Genomic DNA, 17,772 nt, shown 5'->3' on the forward strand with positions numbered 1-17,772 from the left:
CGTGACCGACACCTCAGCATCGTCGTGCGGCGCATGCGCGGCACGCAGAAAGGTGCGCAGTGACTGTCGTCGATCTCATCGCATTCATCCGGCGGAACTGGCGGACCCTCGTGGTCGCCGTGCTCGTCGGAGCTCTGGCGATGGCCGCCTTCTCGTTCCTCACTCCGAAGGTCTACGAGTCGAGCTCGGCCGGATTCGTGATCGCCGCGAGCGACGGCAGCTCGGCCGATGCGATCAGCGGGTCGCAGACCGCGGTGACCCGGGCGAACGCCTACCTGCCGCTGATCTCGAGCAGCGCCGTCTCCGAGCGGATCGAGGCCGACCCGGAGGCGAACCCCGGCGGGGAGGCCCTGAGCGGCCGCCTCACCGCGAGGGTCGCTCCGGGCAGCACCCTGATCGAGGTCACCGCCGCGGCCGGGACCGCGCAGAACGCCGCAGCACTGGCCAACGGGGCGCTCGCGGCGCTGGCGGCCGTCATCACCGACATCGAGACGCAGTCCACCGCGGACCGCACACCGCAGATCACCGTCGTCCCGCTCGAGAACGCGGAGCCGCCCGCCGCTCCGACGAGCCCCGACTGGGTGCGGAACATCCTGCTCGGCGCCCTGGGCGGCCTGGTGCTCGGCTTCGGTCTCGCCTTCCTCCGCCGGGCCCTCGACATCCGCGTGCGGACCGTCGACGACCTCACCGAGCTCTTCGGCGTCGGCGTCCTCGGGCGCATCCCCAAGGCCGGACGCCCGGGCCGGACCGGCGGCCGCCGCGGCACCGACGCGCTCACCGCGGAGGCGTTCCGCTCGCTCCGGACGGGCCTGCGCTTCTCCAGCGTCGACGAGGAGACGCGCAGCGTCGTGATCACCAGCGCCAACCAGGCCGAGGGCAAGTCCACGATCGCCGCCGGACTGGCCCGCGTCACCGCGGAGTCCGGGCAGCGCACCCTCCTGGTCGACGCGGACCTCCGCCGGCCCTCCGTGGCGCGGATGCTGGACATCGACGGCGCCATCGGCCTCAGCGAGGTCCTCAGCCACCAGATCCCCGTGGACGACGCGATCCGCCCCACCGGCACCGCGGGCCTCTACGCCCTCCCGGCCGGGCACATCCCGCCGAACCCGTCCGAGATGCTCGGCTCCGAGGCGATGCGCGCCCTGGTCGCGCGCCTGTCGAAGGACTACTTCGTCATCATCGACGCGCCGCCCGTGCTGCCCGTCACCGACGCCTCCATCGTCGCGACCGTCGTCGACGGCGTCGTCTTCGTCGTCGCCTCGAACCAGACGCGCCGGCCCGAGGTGGTCGCCGCCCGGCGGATCGTCCAGCAGGTCCGCGCCCGCGTGCTCGGCACCGTGCTCAACATGGTCACCGCCCGCGACGGCGACACCGGGTACTACTACTACGACCGCAAGAACGCGTACTACGCCGAGCCGCAGCCGGGGACGGGGCGCAAGCGCGCGGCGGCGGCACCGCGCCGGTCCGAGCTCGCCCCGGTGGAGTCGCGGGCCCTGCCTCCGCAGACGTCCCGCCGGGCGGCTCGATGAGCGGGCGCCTGCTCCTGCTCTGCCATGCGAACGTGGCCCGGTCGCCCTCGGCCGAGCTGATCGCGGCGCGCCTGCTCGGCGCCGGCTCCGACTGGCGGGTCGAGAGCGCGGGAACGCACGCGGAGGCCGGCCGCGGGCTCGACCCCGAGCTCAGCGATGCGCTGCGGGCCCGCGGGCTCTCCACGGCCGGGCACCGCGCGCGCCAGGCCGACGGCCGGATGCTCGCCGGCACCGACCCCGTGCTCGTGTTCGAGGCGGGCCAGCGGGAGTGGGTCACCCGCCACTTCCCGGCCGCCGCGCGCCGCACCACCACGGTCCGCCGGGCGGCGCGGCTGGCGGGAGCCGCCCCCGGCGTCCCGCTCCTGCGGCTGCTCGCCGACGACACCGCCCCCTACGGAGCCGAGGACGACTTCGCCGACCCGTTCGGGCGCGGACCGGACGTCGCCGCGGCGGCCGTCGAGGACATCGACGCCCTGCTCCGGGTGATCCTCCCCGCTCTCGGCGCTCTGCCCGTCGGCGCGGAGCCCCCTGCCGCCACCGTCCGGAGCACCCGCCGCTCGCTCCGCCGGGACCGCGCCGCCGAGACGGTCGCGAGGTGACCGCCGAGGGGGTGAGCGTCGTGATCCCGCACTACGGCGACCCCGCGCCCGCGCTCGCCCTCGTCGAGCGGCTCCGCAGCCAGGAGTCGCCCCCCGCACTCGAGATCGTCGTCGTCGACGACGCCTCCCCGGTCCCGTTCCCGGCCGGGATCGACGGAGTGGAGGTCGTGCGGCGCGAGCGGAACGGCGGCTTCGGCGCCGCGGTGAACACGGGCGCCGCCCGGGCGCGCCACCCGCTGCTCCTGGTGCTCAACAGCGACCTCGTCGTCGGACCCTCCTTCCTCCGCGACCTGCTCGAGGCGGGACGGCCGTGGCTGCCCGCGGTCGTCGCTCCGGACCTCGTCGACGCGGGCGGGGAGCGGCAGTGGGTCGGCCGGCGCTTCCCGCGGCTGCGCCACTACGTCGTGGAGTGGCTCACTCCGCTCGCGCGCTGGCGCCCGCGGCTGCACGCCGCCGTCGGCCACGACACCCGGTGCGCCCAGGGCGCGACGGTGCCGGTGGACTGGGTGGTGGGCGCCGTGATGCTGCTGCCGGTGGCCGAGTTCCGCGCGGTCGGCGGGTTCGACGAGGCCTTCCACATGAACTGCGAGGAGGTCGACCTCCAGCGCCGGCTGCGCGAGCGCGGCGTGCCCTCGGTCTTCGCCGGCTCCGTCGTCGCCGAGCACACGGGAGGCGGCTCCTCCGACCCCGCGCGCCGACTGGTCTGGCTGGTCGCCTCGCGCCTGCGCTACGCCCGCAAGTGGGGCGGGCGCCCCGCCGCCCTCGCCGCGGCCCTGCGCGCCGCCTCCGCCGTGAACCTCGCCGCCAACGCGGTGCGCGCCGCCGCCGGCAGCGACGTGCGCCCGCTGGCCGTCCTCCGGCGCGAGCTCCGGCTCGTCGCCGCCGCCGAGGCGGCATCCCGATGAGCGGGCCCGTGCTCGTGGTGAGCCCGGTCTTCCACGGCTACTGGGAGGCGCTCGAGTCGGCGCTGGCCCACCTGGGCGACGACGTGGTCGTCCACCGCTACGACGCCGCGACCGGGCTGGCCCATGTGCGCGACGCCCTCGGCCACCGGCTCCCCGGGGGCCGGCTCCGGCGCTCGTCGATGCGCGCCGAGACCGACCGCGCGATCGCGGCGCTGCGCGCCGTCCGGCCCCGGGCCGTCCTCGTGGTGAAGGGCGACTCCCTCGGCGACGCCTGGTGGGAGGAGGTCGGCCGCGCCGGCGTCCCCGTGGTGCTCTGGCTCTACGACGAGCTCCGCAACATGGGACACCCCGTGGACCGCCTGCGCTCCCTCGCCGGGGAGGCGGTGTCGATCGTCAGCTACTCCGCCGCCGACGTCGCCGAGCTCGCCCGCGCGGGGGTTCCGGCCGGGCACCTGCCCGACGCCTTCGACTCCCTCCTCTCCTTCCGCCCCCGCCCCTCCGCCGCGGTGACCTTCGTCGGCGCCCGCTACCCCGAGCGCGAGCGCGTGCTGCGGGAGCTCGCGGCCGGCGGGGTCGCGGTCGAGGCGTACGGGCGGCAGTGGTCGCGGCACCCCTGGGACGTGGCGCGCACCGGCCGCTGGCGCTCGGCCGGCGTCCCCGCCCGCCGCGACGTCCCGCGGGCGGGCTACTACGGAGTGATGGCCGGCTCGACCGCGACCCTGGCTCTGCACGGCGCGGGCCACGGCGGACTCTCGATGCGCGCCTTCGAGGCGCCGGGCGTCGGGGCGCTGACCCTGATCGACCGGCCCGAGGTGGCGGAGTTCTACGAGGTGGGCAGCGAGGTGCTCGTCTTCGAGGAGCGCGACCAGCTCGTCGAGCACGTGCGGCGGGCGGGCGCGGACCCCTCGTGGGCGCGGCGCATCCGCGAGGCGGGCGCGCGCCGCACGGGCGCCGAGCACACCTTCGTGCACCGGATGCGGGAGGTGAGGGCCCTGTGGCGCTGACGCACCCGACCGACCTGGAGGCCTGGCGCCGCTGGCAGCGCGGCCGCGACCCGCTGCGCACCGCCCGGGCGGCGCTGCGGCGCTCCGAGCCGACCCGCCTGGTGCTGCACGTGCGCGGCGACCGGCCTGCGGTCCTGCTCGCGGTGGAGGCGTCGACGGCGAGCGCCCTCGCCTCGACCGCGGCCTCGCTCGCTCCTCTCGGCGGGGCTCCCGCGGCGGTCCTCGCTCCCTCCGGAGCCGGCGACGCGCTGTCCGGGCTGCTGCCGGGCCGCTGGAGGGCGCACCCGGTCGACCCGGAGGCGGACCCGCCCGCCGAGCTGCGGAGCCTCCGCGCCGTGATCGCCACCGGCCACTTCCTCGCGGCGGGAGCGGCCGCCCACCGCTGGTCCGCGATCCTCGGCGCCCGCTTCCTGGTCGTGCAACACGGCCTGCTCACCCCCTCCGCCCCGCCGCTCCCGCCCGGAGCGACGCTGCTGGCGTTCTCGGAGGAGGACGCGGCCTTCTGGACCTCCGGCCGCAGCGACGTGGAGACCGAGGTCGTCGGCAGCCAGCTGCTCTGGACCGCGTCGCGCCGCCCGCGCCCCGAGCGGCTCGAGGAGCGGCCCCTGTTCCTCGGCCAGCTGCACGGCGCGGAGCTGCCCCGGCGGACGGCCGCGGCCACCGCCTCCCGCTTCTGCCGCGAGGCGGGCGCCGACTACCGCCCCCACCCCGCCGAGGTCGACCGCCGCTCGCGCTGGCAGCACGCGCGGTGGGAGCGCCGCGGCATCCGGGTGCTCCGCGGCGGCGACCTCGCCGCGCAGGCCCGGCCGGTCGCCTCGATCTTCTCGACCGGGGTCCTGGAGGCCGCGGCCGCCGGGGTCCCCGCGTGGGTCGTCTGCGAGGACCCGCCCGCCTGGGTGCTCGAGTTCTGGAGCCGGTACCGGCTCGCGCGCTGGGGCGGGCAGACGCCGACCGCGGCTCCGCCCGTCCCGGCCGTCGAGCCGGCCGTCGCCGTCGCCCGCCGGGCACTCGCCATCGCCGAAGGAGGCACCCCGTGACCGTTCTCTGCGTCATCCCCGTGCGCGGGGGCTCGAAGGGCGTCCCGCGCAAGAACGCCCGCCCCGTCGCGGGCCGCCCGCTGGTGGTCTGGAGCATCGAGCAGGCGCTCGCCGCCGGACTCGACGTGCTCGTGTCGACCGACGACCCCGAGCTGGCCGCGATCGCGGAGGGGGCGGGAGCGGACGTGCCGTTCCTCCGGCCCGCCGAGCTGGCGCGCGACGAGACGGCGACCGAGCCCGTCGTGCTCCACGCGATCGAGCACCGGGCCGCGCTGGGGCGCCGCCCGGACGCGGTGATGCTGCTCCAGGCGACCTCGCCGATCCGGCTCCCGGGCACCCTCGCCCGCGCGCTCGAGCAGTTCGCCTCGACGGGGGTCGACTCGCTGGTGGGCGTCGTCCCGCAGACGCCGTTCCTCTGGCGGCTGCAGGAGGGGGCCGCCGTGCCGCAGTACGACGTCACGGCCCGGCCGCGGCGCCAGGACCTCGCCGAGGCCGACTTCTTCTACCGCGAGACCGGGTCCCTCTACCTCACCCGCACCGAGGTCTACGAGCGCGAGCGCAACCGGATCGGCGGCCGGGTCGGCCTGTTCGTCATGGACGAGGCGGAGGGCGGGGACATCGACACCGAGGCGGACCTCGCGGCGGTCGAGCAGACCCTCCTCGGCCTCGCGGCGGGAGGCGGCGCATGATCATCGACCGCCACCTCGCCCCGTTCATCGTCTTCGCCGAGGACCCGGTGCTCACCGCGCTGGCCAAGATCAACGCGAACAAGCAGCGGATCGTCTTCTGCGTCGACGGGCACGGGATCCTCCGCGGGTCGGTGTCCGACGGCGACTTCCGCCGCTGGATCATCGCGAACCCGACGGCCTCCCTCGACGTCCCGGCCCTCGCCGTCGCGAACACCGCCGTCCGCACGGCGGGAGCGGACGAGCCGGCTACCGCGATCGCCGCCCGGCTCGGCCGCGACGGGATCAGCCACCTCCCGCTCGTCGACGACCGCGGGCACCTCGTCGCGATCGCGGTCGAGGGCGATCGGGCGCTGCGGATCGGCCGCCACGAGGTGGGCGACGGCCACCCGGCCTTCCTGATCGCGGAGATCGGCAACAACCACAACGGCTCGGTCGATCTGGCGCGGCGGCTGGTCGACCTCGCGGTCGAGGCGGGAGCCGACGCGGTGAAGTTCCAGCTGCGCGACCTCGACTCCCTCTACCGGCGCGCCGGCGGGGCCACCGCGGGGGAGGACCTCGGCGCCCAGTACACGATCGACCTCCTGCGCCGCTTCTCGCTGCCCGCCGAGCCGCTCCTCCGGGTCTTCGACCACGCGGCCGAGGCCGGGATCGACGTCCTCTGCACCCCGTGGGACGCCCCGAGCGTGCAGGCGCTCGTCGACTACGGGATCCCGGGTCTCAAGATCGCCTCGGCGGACCTCACCAACCACGGCCTGATCGAGGACGCCGGCACCCGGGGGCTGCCCCTGCTGCTCAGCACCGGGATGTCCCGCGAGTCCGAGATCCTCGAGTCGGTCGCGCTGCTGCGCTCGCTCGGCACCTCCTTCGCCCTGCTGCACACCCAGTCGACGTACCCGGCGCCCTACCGCGACCTGAACCTCGCCTACCTCGACCGGCTCGCCGAGATCGGCGGCGGCGTCGTCGGCTACTCCGGCCACGAGCGGGGCTGGCACGTCCCCGTCGCCGCCGTCGCCCGCGGGGCCCGCATCGTCGAGAAGCACTTCACGGTCGACCGGGGGATGGAGGGCAACGACCACACGGTGTCCCTGCTCCCGGACGAGTTCCGCCGCATGGTCGGCGAGATCCGCGACATCGAGGACTCGCTCGGCACGCGCGACGCCCGATCGGTCTCGACGGGGGAGTCGATGAACCGCGTCTCGCTCGCGAAGTCGCTGGTCGCCTCCCGCGACCTCTCGATCGGGGACGTGGTGCGCGCCGCCGACGTCGTCGTCCGCAGCCCCGGCCGGGGCCTCCAGCCCAACGAGCTGCCGCAGCTGCTCGGCCGCGCGCTCCACCGCGACGTCGAGGAGGGCGGGTTCTTCTTCGCCGGCGACCTGCGCGAGAGCACGCCGTCCGGCCGGCCGTTCCGGTTCCGCCGCCCCTGGGGCCTGCCGGTGCGGTACCACGACCACGCGGCGCTCGCCGCGGAGTCGAACGCCGACTTCCTCGAGTTCCACTTCTCGTACCGCGACCTGGAGATCGAGCCGGACGACGTGTTCACCCGCCGCCTCGACTCCGGCTTCACCACCCACCTGCCGGACCTGTTCGCGGGCGACTTCCTCGTCGACCTCGCCTCCTTCGACGACGACGTGTGGGAGCGCTCGATCGCGGAGGTGCAGCGCACCGTCGAGACCACCCGGAGCCTCGCGCGCTGGTTCCGCCAGGAGGAGGACCCGATGATGGTCGTCACGATGGGCGGCTTCACCCGCCACGCGCACGTGGCTCCGGATCAGCGCGCTCCCCTCTACGAGCGCGTCGCCGACGCCCTCGAGCGCATCGACACGAGCGGCGTCCGCGTGCTGGCGCAGACCCTCCCGCCCTACCCGTGGCTCATGGGCGGGCAGCAGTTCCACAACCTCTTCGTGGACCCGCGCGACACCGCGGAGTTCGCGGCCGCGACCGGCACGCCGCTCTGCCTCGACGCCTCGCACACCAAGCTCGCGGCGAACCACCTCGGGCTCGCCTTCTCGGAGGCGGTGGCGCTGCTCGCTCCGCTCAGCGCGCACCTGCACCTCGTCGACGCGACGGGTGTCGACGGCGAGGGGGTGCAGATCGGCGAGGGCGAGATCGACTGGCCGGACTTCGCGGCGTCGCTCGACGAGCTGGCGCCCGGGGTGCCGTTCATCCCCGAGATCTGGCAGGGGCACGTGAACAGCGGCGAGGGCTTCTGGACCGCGCTCGAGCGGCTGGAGGAGTGGCTGTGACCCCGCTCGCGCTCTGGGCGGTGCCGGTCGGCGAGTTCGGCGGGGTGGCCCGCCACGTCCTCGACGCTGCCCGGCACGAGATCCCCGGCCACCGGCTCGTCGTGCTCTGCCCGGAGGGAGTGCTCGCCGAGCGGCTGCGGGAGCAGGGCTCGGCCGTGACGACCGGGCGCTTCGGAGTGTCCGCCGGTGCCGCCGCCTCCGTGGCGACCCTGCGCGCGACCGCGGCGGCTCTCCGCCCGGCGGTCGTCCACTCCCACCTCGCCCACGCCGACCTCGTGACCGCGGCGACCCCGCTGCCCCGCGGGGTCCGCCGCGTCACGACGGAGCACGGCATCGCCGGGCCCGACGTCTACCACCGCACCGCACTGCGGGCGCGGACGACCGCGGCGGCGCACCACGCGCGGCTGCGGTCCTTCGACGGCGCGATCGCCGTCTCGGAGGCCACCCGCCGCACCATGATCGAGAAGTGGCGGCCGAGCCTGCCGGTGCAGGTCGTGCTCAACGGAGTCGACGCCGCGCCCCGCGACCGCGAGCCGGGGGAGCCGGGCTCCCTCCGGGTCCTCTCGCTCGCGCGCCTGGCGCCGGAGAAGCGCCTGGACGCGCTGCTCGAGGCCTTCGCGGTGCTGCACCGGCGCGTGCCCGGCGCCACGCTGACCGTCGCCGGCGAGGGACCGCTCGACGGCGCCCTGCGCGCCCGGGCCGAGCGGCTCGGCCTCGGCGACGCGGTGTCCTTCCCCGGCTTCACCGATCCGGAGGCGGCGCTCGCCGCGGCGGACGTCGTCGCCCAGCTCTCGGTCTGGGAGAACTGCTCCTACACGCTGCTCGACGCGGCCGCCCGCGGGATCGGCGTGGTCGCCTCCGCGGTGGGCGGGAACCCCGAGATCGTCGAGCGGGACTCGCTGGTCGACGCCGACGACCCGGAGGCGGTGGCCGCGGCGCTGGAGCGGCAGGCGTCGAGGGCCGCGGCTCCTCGCGCCGTGCGGGACGTCGCCGCCATGTGCGGCGGGATCGCCGCCGTGTACGAGGGGGTGGCGGCGTGAGCGGCGGGTCCCTGCGACCGGGACTGCGCACCCTCCTCTCGCTGGCCGGTGCCGCCTCTCCGGGCTGGATCACCGCCGCCGTCGCGGGCTCCCTCGCGCTCGCGGTCCTCGACACCCTGGGCGTCGCCGCGATGGTGCCGCTCATGGCGCTGCTCACCGGGACCGACACCACCACGGGCGCGCTCGGCGTCCTCTCCGGCGTCCTCGGCTCGACGGACGTCCAGACCCTCCTCCCGATCATCGCCGGCTTCGTCGCGGTCGTCTTCGTGCTCAAGAGCGCCGGGACGATCGTCTTCCGGTGGTGGCTGCTCGGCCGCACCACGCGGATATCGGCCGACGCTGCGACGGAGCTGCTCCGGCGGTACGTCCTCGCGCCCTACGCCGTCCACCGCTCCCGGCGCCTCGCCGAGGTGTACCGGACCATCAACGACGCCAGCGCGCAGGCGGCCGGCGTGCTCCTCGGCGTGATCGGCATCGCCTCCGACCTGCTGGTGCTCGTCGCGATCGTGGCGATCCTGCTGGTCGCCTCGCCGGTCGCGACCCTGTTCGCGGCCGTCTTCTTCGCGGTGCTGCTCGGCGGCGTCCAGGCGCTCCTGCGGCGGCGGCAGGGCCGGATCGGCGAGGAGATGGCGGAGGCCGCGCTGGAGTCGTGGCAGTTCCTGCTCCCCTCGCTCGACGGGTTCCGCGAGGCGCGCCTGACCTCGAGCGCGGCGAGCCTGGTCGCCGGCTTCAGCGGGGCCAAGCGCCGCAGCGCCCAGGCTCTGCGCTCCCTCTCGCTCGTCTCGGAGCTGCCGAAGTACCTGCTCGAGATCGGCTTCGTCGTCGCCGTCGTGGGCGTCTCGGGGATCCTCGTCGCCACCGGCTCCGGCGCCGAGGCGCTCTCCGTCCTGGGCGTCTTCGCGGCCGCCTCCCTCCGCGCCCTGCCGACGCTCAACCGCGTCTCGGCCACGTTCGCGATCGTGCGCAGCGGGCAGGCGGGGCTGCGGATCGTCTCCGAGGCGGCCGAGGAGCTCGCCTCCGAGGGGGCGCACGACGAGACGCCCGGGCCGGGCGGCCGCTACTCCGGCGACATCGCGCTCGAGCACGTCACGTACCGCTACGCCGACTCCGACGTGGACGTGGTGCGGGACGTCTCGCTGGTGATCCAGCGGAACGCCACGACCGCCTTCGTCGGATCCAGCGGCGCCGGCAAGAGCACCCTCCTCGACCTGGTCCTCGGCCTGCTCCCGCCCACGAGCGGCCGGATCCTCTGCGGCGGGCGGCCGATCGACGAGGACCCGGCGGCCTGGTACGCGGGGCTCGGCGTGGTGCCGCAGGACGTGTTCCTCCTGGACGCGACCGTCGCCGCGAACGTCGCCTTCGGGGTGCCGGCGGCCGAGGTCGACCACGAGCGCGTGCGCGAGGTGCTGCGGACGGCGCAGCTCGAGGAGTTCGTCGGCGGGCTGCCGCAGGGTCTGGACACCCGCGTGGGCGAGCGCGGCGTCCGCCTCTCCGGCGGCCAGCGCCAGCGGCTCGGCCTCGCCCGGGCGCTGTACCGGCGCCCCTCGGTCCTCGTCCTCGACGAGGCGACCTCGGCGCTCGACAACCGCACGGAGCACGAGATCTCGCGGGCCGTCGCCGAGCTGCACGGCAGCATGACCGTCCTCGTGGTCGCCCACCGGCTCTCGACCGTGCGCGGCGCCGACCGGCTGCTCTTCCTCGACGGCGGCCGGATCGAGGGGGCCGGCACCTTCGAGGAGGTGCGGGCCGCGCACCCCGGCTTCGCCCAGCTCGTGGCGCTCGGAGAGCTCTCGTGAGCGGGGGAGGCCCGAGGTGGTGACGCTCGGCGACGTCCGCTCCGCGCTGCTGGCGCCCCTCCGCCGACGGGGCACGACGGTGCTGCTGCCCGGCGAGTCGTTCGGGGTCGGGAACCTCGCCTACTTCTGGCTGCAGGCCCACGCCCGTCGGAGCCGCGGGGTGCCGACCGCGGTGCGCGCGACGCGGAGGACCGCGGAGTGGGCGGAGGTCTTCCCGCGGGTCCTCGAGGAGCTCGTGGTGCCCCCGGCGGAGATGTCGTTCTTCAGCCCCCGCGAGCTCGGGAGCGTCCACCAGGAGCTCGGCGTGGAGTTCACGACGGATGAGCTGGCGGACTTCGTCGCGACGATGCTGCTCCCGCCCGGCGGCCCGTTCACCGCTCTCGCGGCGGCGGCGCGATCGGAGGCGGACCTCACCGTGAACATCCGGCGCGGCGACTACTACAGCGTCCCGGCCTTCCGCGGCCGCTACTCCTTCGACGTGGTCGAGTACGTCGACGCGGCGCTCGCCCTGGCCCGCGAGCGGGAGCCCGTGCGCAGCGTCCTGATCGTGTCGGACGACCTCGACTGGTGCCGGGTGAAGCTGGCCCGCGTCCTCGAGGGCGTCGAGGTGCGCTTCCCGGGGGCGGGGACGCCGGTGCCGCAGCAGCTCGCCCTGCTGGCCGCGTCCCGCCGCCTGGTGCTGACGAACTCGACCTTCTCGTACTGGGGCGCGCATCTCGGCGACCACGTGCACGGCGGCGCCGACGTGATCGCGCCGTGGTTCCACAGCCGCGCGTGGAACGGAGGGGCGGCGACGCAGCTCGACCCGCGCTGGCGGGTGGTCCGCGACCTCCCCGGCGGCTGGGACGGCTGACGCGGCGCGTCCAAGGCGGGCGGCTGCGCGGGGCTCGCGGGCGCCGGCGGGGGCTGCGGGCGGGCGGCTCCGGGGGCGCGACCGGGCAGGGACGGCTGCGGGCAGGCGGACGTGCGAGGACGGCTCCGGGCTCGCGGCTCCGGGCCTCAGCGCAGGACGTGGCCCTCGACGTCGACGGGAGCCCGGGCGGTGAGGCGCTTCAGCCGCATCGCGGGGCGCTCGACCAGCAGCCAGCTCGCCCACGCGAGGGGGACCGTCGCTGCGACCGAGAGCGCGATGTACGCCCAGAGCGGCACGGCGGCTCCGGCTCCGACGATCGCCAGCGAGAGCAGCTGCTGCACGGGGAACGCGTAGATGTACATCCCGTAGGAGACGTCGTGGGTCGCGCCCACTCGACGCAGGGGGAGCCGGGCGCCGAGCGCGACCATCAGATAGGCGAGGGGGAGGCCGGCGAGCACGCGGTAGAGGCCGGTCGCGATCACGAGGACGAGCAGCACGGCCGCGACGGCGGTGAGTGCGCCCGTCAGGGGGAGGCGGTCGCGGTACAGGTGCACGAGCGCGCCGGCGAGGAAGTACCCGACGAGCGTCACCGTCTGGTTGAGGGGTGCCGGGAACGGGACGAGGTCCGTCGCGAGCACCGCCGCGACGAGGGTGAGGCCCGCGAATCCCGTGACCACGAGGGGCCGCACCCAGCGCGCGGGCGCCAGGGAGACGAGCAGGCCGATCACGACGTAGCTGACGAACTCGTAGAACAGGCTCCAGAGCGAGCCGTTCCACGCGCCCGGGTAGGGCACGGAGCCGAGCATCCCCGCGATCCCGTACTCCCGGATGTAGAGGGCCGCATTGGCGACCACGAAGCGCACCGCCCCGGCCGCGCTGTACTCGCCGGCTCCGAGGAGGAGCGACGCGAGCGGTGCGGCGACGAAGGCCACGACCAGGAGCGAGACGAGGAAGGCGGGATAGATGCGGAGGAAGCGCCGCCAGAGGAAGTCGACCAGCGATCGCGAGCGCAGCCTGCTCGCGGTGATCAGGAAGCCGGAGGTGGCGAAGAACCCGCCGACCGCCCAGGCGCCGAGGGTGGAGCCGCCGAACCCGGGGTCGTCGCCGTAGCCGCCGAGGGGGAAGGAGTGCGACACGATGACGAGGACCGCCAGCCCGAGCCGCAGGGCGTTGATGCTGTTCGACCGCGGGTCGAAGGCGGAGCCGACGGTCGGGCGCGGGCGCGTGCGTGGCGCGCGGGCGGGCGCGGCGGTGCGCCGGCCGTTCTCCTGGCGGGTCATGCGCACATCCTGCTGACCCCGGCCGCCGCCGTCGATCGGGCGTGGGACGCGCCGCGCTCCTCCCGGAGGGCCCGCGCGCCAGCAACGACGCGCGCTCCACCCCTGCGGACCCGCCGCGGAGCTGACGCGGACTGACGTGCGGCCTGCGGCTGATCCCTCTCCGCCCCGTCGTCCCTCCGTCGCCCTCTCCCGCGAGACGCCGCTCCGGTAGTCGACACGCCGGAGCGGGTGCACCGGAGCGGGATCCCGCGGCGGGCGGTCGGATCACGCCGGTCGGACCGCGCCGGTCAGAGCAGCCCGTCCGTGAGGTGGTCCGGCGTGCCGAAGCGGTGGGCCGTGATCGACACGGCCTGCTCGCGGAGGAACGGCAGCAGCTCCAGCCGGCCCGCCTCGGTCGCCGCGCCCGCGTAGACCGCGAGGTCGGGGCGCCCGCCCGTCACGGCCGTCACCGTCGCGGCGGACGCGCCCAGCAGACGCACCCGTCCGGCGCCGTGCGCGCGCACCCGCGCCTCCCACGCCGCGTCGTCCTCGACCACGACGGCGCCTGCCGCCTCGTCGAGACCGGCGGCGAGCTGCGGAGGCAGCGCCACGGCGCTCGAGACGACCACCCGTGCCTGCGCGGTCGCCGCCGCGACGGCCACCCGCACGAGCGAGCCCAGCGGCTCCCCGGCGGCCAGGCGCACCAGCACGGCGGAGTCGTAGGGCAGGCGGCGGAAGACGTTGCGCTCCGCCTCCAGCCCCGTCACGTCGCGAGGAGCACCCGCGGTCCACGCCGCCGCGCAGCTGCGCGCCGTCCGCTCCACCGCGGCGTGCTCCTCCGCCGGGAGCTCCGCGCGCGACGCGGCGAGCAGGCGGGCGGCCGGTCCGACGACGGGAGCGGTCGCCTCCGACGGCGCCGCGGTCCAGGAGCCCAGGCCGAGCAGGTAGTCCGGCCCGCCCGCCTTGGTGCCCGGGCCGACCGCCGACTTCTTCCAGCCGCCGAACGGCTGGCGCTGCACGATCGCCCCGGTGATCCCGCGGTTCACGTAGAGGTTGCCCGCCTCGATCCCGTCGAGCCAGGTGCCGATCTCCTCCGGGTCGAGCGCGTGCAGGCCCGAGGTGAGCCCGTAGTCGACCTCGTTGACGATCGCGATCGCCTCGTCGAGGGTCGCCGCCGTCATGATCCCGAGGATCGGCCCGAAGTACTCGGTGCGGTGGAACTCGGACCCGCGGCGCACGCCGTCGCGGACGCCGGGGCTCCACAGGCGTCCGGAGTCGTCGAGGCTCCGCGGCTGCAGCAGCCAGGTCTCACCGGCGCCGAGCGCGGTCAGGCCGCGCAGCAGCTTGCCCTCGGCGGGTTCGATCACCGGCCCCATCCGCGTCGCGGGGTCGGTCGGGTAGCCGACCGTGAGGGAGGAGACCGCGTCGAGCAGCTGCGCGCGGAACCGCTTCGAGCGAGCGACGGAGCCGACCAGCACGACGAGCGAGGCGGCGGAGCACTTCTGGCCCGCGTGCCCGAAGGCGCTCGCCACCACGTCCTTCACCGCCAGGTCGAGGTCGGCCGAGGGGGTGACCACGATCGCGTTCTTGCCGCTCGTCTCGGCGAGCAGCGGGAGGTCGTTCCGGAAGGAGCGGAACAGCTCCGCCGTCTCGTAGGCGCCGGTGAGGATCACGCGGTCGACCTGCGGGGAGGCGATCAGGTCGCGCCCCAGCTCCTCCTCCGGCAGGCGGAGCAGGCGCAGGGCCTCGCGGGGCACGCCCGCCGCCCACAGCGCCTCGGCCACCACGGCGCCGCAGCGCGCGGTCGGTCCGGCGGGCTTGAGCACCACGGCGGAGCCGGCCGCGAGCGCCGCGAGGACGCCGCCCGCCGGGATCGCGACCGGGAAGTTCCACGGCGGAGCGACCAGGGTCAGCGCGGCCGGGTGGAAGCGGGCGCCGTCGACCGCGTCGAGCTCGAGGGCGCGCTCGGCGTAGTAGTGGGCGAAGTCCACGGCCTCCGAGACCTCGGGGTCGCCCTGGTCAAGGGTCTTGCCGCCCTCGGCCGCCATGACCTCGAGCAGCTCGGCGCGGCGCGCCTCCAGCTCGTCGCCCGCGCGGTGCAGGATGCGGGCGCGCTCCTCGGCCGGGACGTCGCTCCAGCCGCTGCCGCGGGCGCCGGAGAGCACCGACTCCAGCTCGTCGAGGGTGCCGATCGTGGCGGCCTCGATCGCGTCGGCGCCGGCCCGGGAGGAGGGGACGCGCGCGAGGATCGCCTGCGCCCACTCGCGGTTCGCGGCGACGGACGGGTCGGTGTCGGGGGTGCTGCGGAAGTCGCCCGGTCCCGGACGGCCGCTCGCGGCGAACCGGTCGGGCACGCGGTGCGCCGGGGGGACGGCCCCGTCGAGGGCGGCGACGGAGGCGCGGAACCGCTCCTCCTCCCGCGCGAAGAGCGCCGGGTCGGCCTCGAGCTCGAAGACGGCCGACATGAAGTTCTGGCTCGACGCGCCCTCCTCCAGCCGGCGGATCAGGTAGGCGATCGCCACGTCGAACTCGGCCGGCGCGACGACCGGCGTGTAGAGCAGGAGCGAGCCGACCGTGCGGCGCACCGCCTCCGCCTGGCCCTGGGCCATGCCGAGGAGCATCTCGTACTCGATCCCCTCGCGGACGCCGCGGGTGCCAGCGAGCAGCCACGAGTACGCGACGTCGAAGAGGTTGTGCCCGGCGACGCCGACCCGCACGTTGCGGATCCGCTCCGGGTGCAGCGCGTAGTCGACGACGCGCTTGTAGTTCGTGTCGGAGTCCTGCTTGCTGCTCCAGGTCGCCAGCGGCCAGCCGTGGACCGAGGCCTCGACCTGCTCCATCGGCAGGTTCGCGCCCTTGACCAGGCGCACCTTGATGCCGGCGCCGCCGCCGGCCCGGCGGGCGGCGCTCCACTCCTGCAGGCGGATCATCGCCGAGAGCGCGTCCGGCAGGTAGGCCTGCAGCACGATGCCGGCCTCGAGACCGAGGAACTCCGGCCGGTCGAGGATGCGGGTGAAGACCGCGATGGTGAGGTCGAGGTCCTTGTACTCCTCCATGTCGAGGTTGATGAACTTCTGCGGCGAGGAGGCGGCGGCCCGGGCGAACAGCGGCGCCAGCTCCTCGACGATGTCGTCGACCGCGGCGTCGAAGGCCCACGGGTTGTGCGGGGCGGTGCTCGAGGAGACCTTGATCGAGACGTAGTCGACGTCGTCGCGGGCGAGGAGCCGGTGCGTCCCCTCCAGGCGGCGGTGGGCCTCCTCGCGGCCGAGGACGGCCTCGCCGAGCAGGTTCATGTTGAGCCGGACGCCGTCGCGGCGGATCGCGGCGATGGCCGGGCCCAGGCGGGAGTCGGTCGCGTCGATGATCAGGTGGCCGACCATCCGTCGCAGCACCCGGCGCGCGATCGGCACCACGACGTCCGGGAGGAGCGGCGCCATGACGCCGCCGAGGGCGACCGCGCCGCGCATCGGAGCCGGGAGGAAGGACGGCACGCCGCCCGCGATCGCCTTCAGCGCCGCCGCCGCGACGCGGGTGTCCTCGGGGCGGACGACGCCGTCGACGAAGCCGACCGTGAAGTCCAGGCCGGCCGGGTCCTTCAGCACGCCCGCCAGCTGCGCCCCGGAGGCGTCGATCGGGATCGCGGACGCCTCGCGCAGCCAGCGCCGCACCAGGGCGACGCTCTCGTCGACCAGGCGGGGATCGATCGAATCGGCGGACGGGCCGTCGGCGGCGGGGCCGGTGGCGAGAGCGGGGCTGGCGAGATCCGTCATGGTGCGGTCCTTCTGCTCTGAGGTGGGTGCCTTCAGTATTCGACCGACTACCGTTGAGCAGAAGCGACCGTTCCTTACCGGTACCGGTCAGCTCAGCTGAACGATCGGAGAGACGCCGTGCTCGATGTCCGCCGCCTGGTCCTGCTCCGCGAGGTGGCCATCCGCGGCACTCTCGCCGCCGCGGCCGAGGCCCTCGCCTACAGTCCCTCCGCCGTCTCGCAGCAGCTCGCCGTGCTCGAGCGCGAGGCCGGCGTCGAGCTGCTGCGGAAGGCGGGCCGGCGCGTGCAGCTCACACCCCAGGCCGAGATCCTGGTCGAGGCGGCCGGAGAGGTGATGGCCCTGCTCGAGCGGGCGGAGGCGGCGCTCGCGGCCTCGGGGGAGTCGGTGACCGGGCGGGTGCGGGTCGCGGTGTTCCAGTCGGCCGCGCTCGCGCTCATGCCGGGTGCGCTCCGGGCCGTCGCCGACCGCTTCCCCGAGGTGCGCGTCGAGATGGTGCAGCGCGAGCCCGAGGGTGCGCTGCACGAGACGTCGTGGGCGCGGGAGTTCGACCTCGTCGTCGCCGAGCAGTACCCCGGCCACTCGACCTCCTGGCTGCCCGGACTGGTGCGCAGCGACCTGACGACCGACGCGATCCGCCTCGCCGTGAGCCGCGACTCCGCCGTCGTCGACCTCGCCTCGGCCCGCGACTCCGCCTGGGTGATGGAGCCGCGCGGCACCGCGAGCCGCCACTTCGCCGAGCAGACCTGCCGGATCGCGGGCTTCGAGCCGGACGTCCGCTTCGAGACCGCCGACCTGCAGGCGCAGATCCGACTCGCCGCCTCCGGCCACGCCGTCGCCCTGATGCCCGACCTGGTCTGGGCGGGCGAGGCCCCGGACTGCCGCCTCCTCGAGCTGCCCGGCACGCCCCGCCGCACGATCTTCACCGCCCAGCGCGAGGCGCAGCTGGCGTCGCCGGCCGTGCGGGTGTTCCGGGAGTGCCTGGCGGAGGTGGCGGGGCGGTTCGCGTGAGGCTGGGGGCGTGCCGGGCAGCTCGAGGAGGCGGCAGTCC

13 protein-coding genes are annotated in these 17,772 nt (G+C 75.6%); 11 read left to right on the forward strand and 2 right to left on the reverse strand.

Features of this window, described 5'->3' with window-relative positions; translation table 11 throughout:
• Window positions 1–59 precede the first annotated feature (59 nt).
• From C5C63_RS12900 to C5C63_RS12945, 10 genes are read left to right on the forward strand one after another with little or no spacing between them, the layout of a single operon-like run.
• Window positions 60–1,529, forward strand: a complete 1,470-nt coding sequence (locus C5C63_RS12900; protein ID WP_104326191.1) for a polysaccharide biosynthesis tyrosine autokinase — start codon at window positions 60–62, stop codon at window positions 1,527–1,529.
• Window positions 1,526–2,128, forward strand: a complete 603-nt coding sequence (locus C5C63_RS12905) for a hypothetical protein (RefSeq protein WP_104227202.1) — start codon at window positions 1,526–1,528, stop codon at window positions 2,126–2,128. The genes C5C63_RS12900 and C5C63_RS12905 overlap by 4 nt, the downstream gene beginning before the upstream one ends.
• Window positions 2,125–3,033 carry a glycosyltransferase family 2 protein gene (locus C5C63_RS12910; protein ID WP_104326192.1) on the forward strand — a complete coding sequence of 303 codons (909 nt, stop codon included), beginning with the start codon at window positions 2,125–2,127 and terminating at the stop codon, window positions 3,031–3,033. Before C5C63_RS12905 ends, C5C63_RS12910 begins: the two co-directional genes overlap by 4 nt.
• A complete protein-coding gene (locus tag C5C63_RS12915; protein ID WP_104258156.1) occupies window positions 3,030–4,037 on the forward strand; it encodes a glycosyltransferase in 1,008 nt (335 codons plus the stop codon). The genes C5C63_RS12910 and C5C63_RS12915 overlap by 4 nt, the downstream gene beginning before the upstream one ends.
• Window positions 4,028–5,074, forward strand: a complete 1,047-nt coding sequence (locus C5C63_RS12920; protein WP_104326193.1) for a hypothetical protein — start codon at window positions 4,028–4,030, stop codon at window positions 5,072–5,074. The genes C5C63_RS12915 and C5C63_RS12920 overlap by 10 nt, the downstream gene beginning before the upstream one ends.
• Window positions 5,071–5,763, forward strand: a complete 693-nt coding sequence (locus C5C63_RS12925) for a cytidylyltransferase domain-containing protein (RefSeq protein ID WP_104326194.1) — start codon at window positions 5,071–5,073, stop codon at window positions 5,761–5,763. The genes C5C63_RS12920 and C5C63_RS12925 overlap by 4 nt, the downstream gene beginning before the upstream one ends.
• On the forward strand, window positions 5,760–8,006 hold the full coding sequence (locus C5C63_RS12930; protein ID WP_104292782.1) for an N-acetylneuraminate synthase family protein: 2,247 nt from the start codon (window positions 5,760–5,762) through the stop codon (window positions 8,004–8,006). Before C5C63_RS12925 ends, C5C63_RS12930 begins: the two co-directional genes overlap by 4 nt.
• The gene (locus C5C63_RS12935; protein WP_104326195.1) at window positions 8,003–9,046 is read left to right on the forward strand and encodes a glycosyltransferase family 4 protein; all 1,044 of its coding nucleotides are present in this window, start codon (window positions 8,003–8,005) and stop codon (window positions 9,044–9,046) included. The genes C5C63_RS12930 and C5C63_RS12935 overlap by 4 nt, the downstream gene beginning before the upstream one ends.
• A complete protein-coding gene (locus C5C63_RS12940) occupies window positions 9,043–10,842 on the forward strand; it encodes an ABC transporter ATP-binding protein (protein WP_104224510.1) in 1,800 nt (599 codons plus the stop codon). The genes C5C63_RS12935 and C5C63_RS12940 overlap by 4 nt, the downstream gene beginning before the upstream one ends.
• Before the next feature lie 16 nt (window positions 10,843–10,858).
• Entirely contained in the window at window positions 10,859–11,695 is an 837-nt protein-coding gene (locus C5C63_RS12945) for an alpha-1,2-fucosyltransferase (RefSeq protein ID WP_104258153.1), read from the forward strand.
• Between the two features lie 146 nt (window positions 11,696–11,841).
• Here C5C63_RS12945 and C5C63_RS12950 read toward each other — a convergent pair whose 3' ends face one another.
• Complete coding sequence (locus C5C63_RS12950; RefSeq protein WP_104326196.1) at window positions 11,842–12,975, reverse strand: acyltransferase; 1,134 nt, start codon at window positions 12,973–12,975, stop codon at window positions 11,842–11,844.
• Between the two features lie 287 nt (window positions 12,976–13,262).
• Window positions 13,263–16,724: a bifunctional proline dehydrogenase/L-glutamate gamma-semialdehyde dehydrogenase gene (locus C5C63_RS12955; protein ID WP_104326197.1), complete on the reverse strand. Its 3,462-nt coding sequence runs from the start codon at window positions 16,722–16,724 to the stop codon at window positions 13,263–13,265.
• 117 nt (window positions 16,725–16,841) lie between these two features.
• Between C5C63_RS12955 and C5C63_RS12960 the strand changes: the two genes are divergently transcribed.
• Window positions 16,842–17,732, forward strand: coding sequence for a LysR family transcriptional regulator (locus tag C5C63_RS12960; protein ID WP_104326198.1), 891 nt, complete (start codon window positions 16,842–16,844; stop codon window positions 17,730–17,732).
• Window positions 17,733–17,772 lie beyond the last annotated feature (40 nt).

This window comes from Rathayibacter sp. AY1B8 (assembly GCF_002932775.1).
GTDB lineage: Bacteria > Actinomycetota > Actinomycetes > Actinomycetales > Microbacteriaceae > Rathayibacter.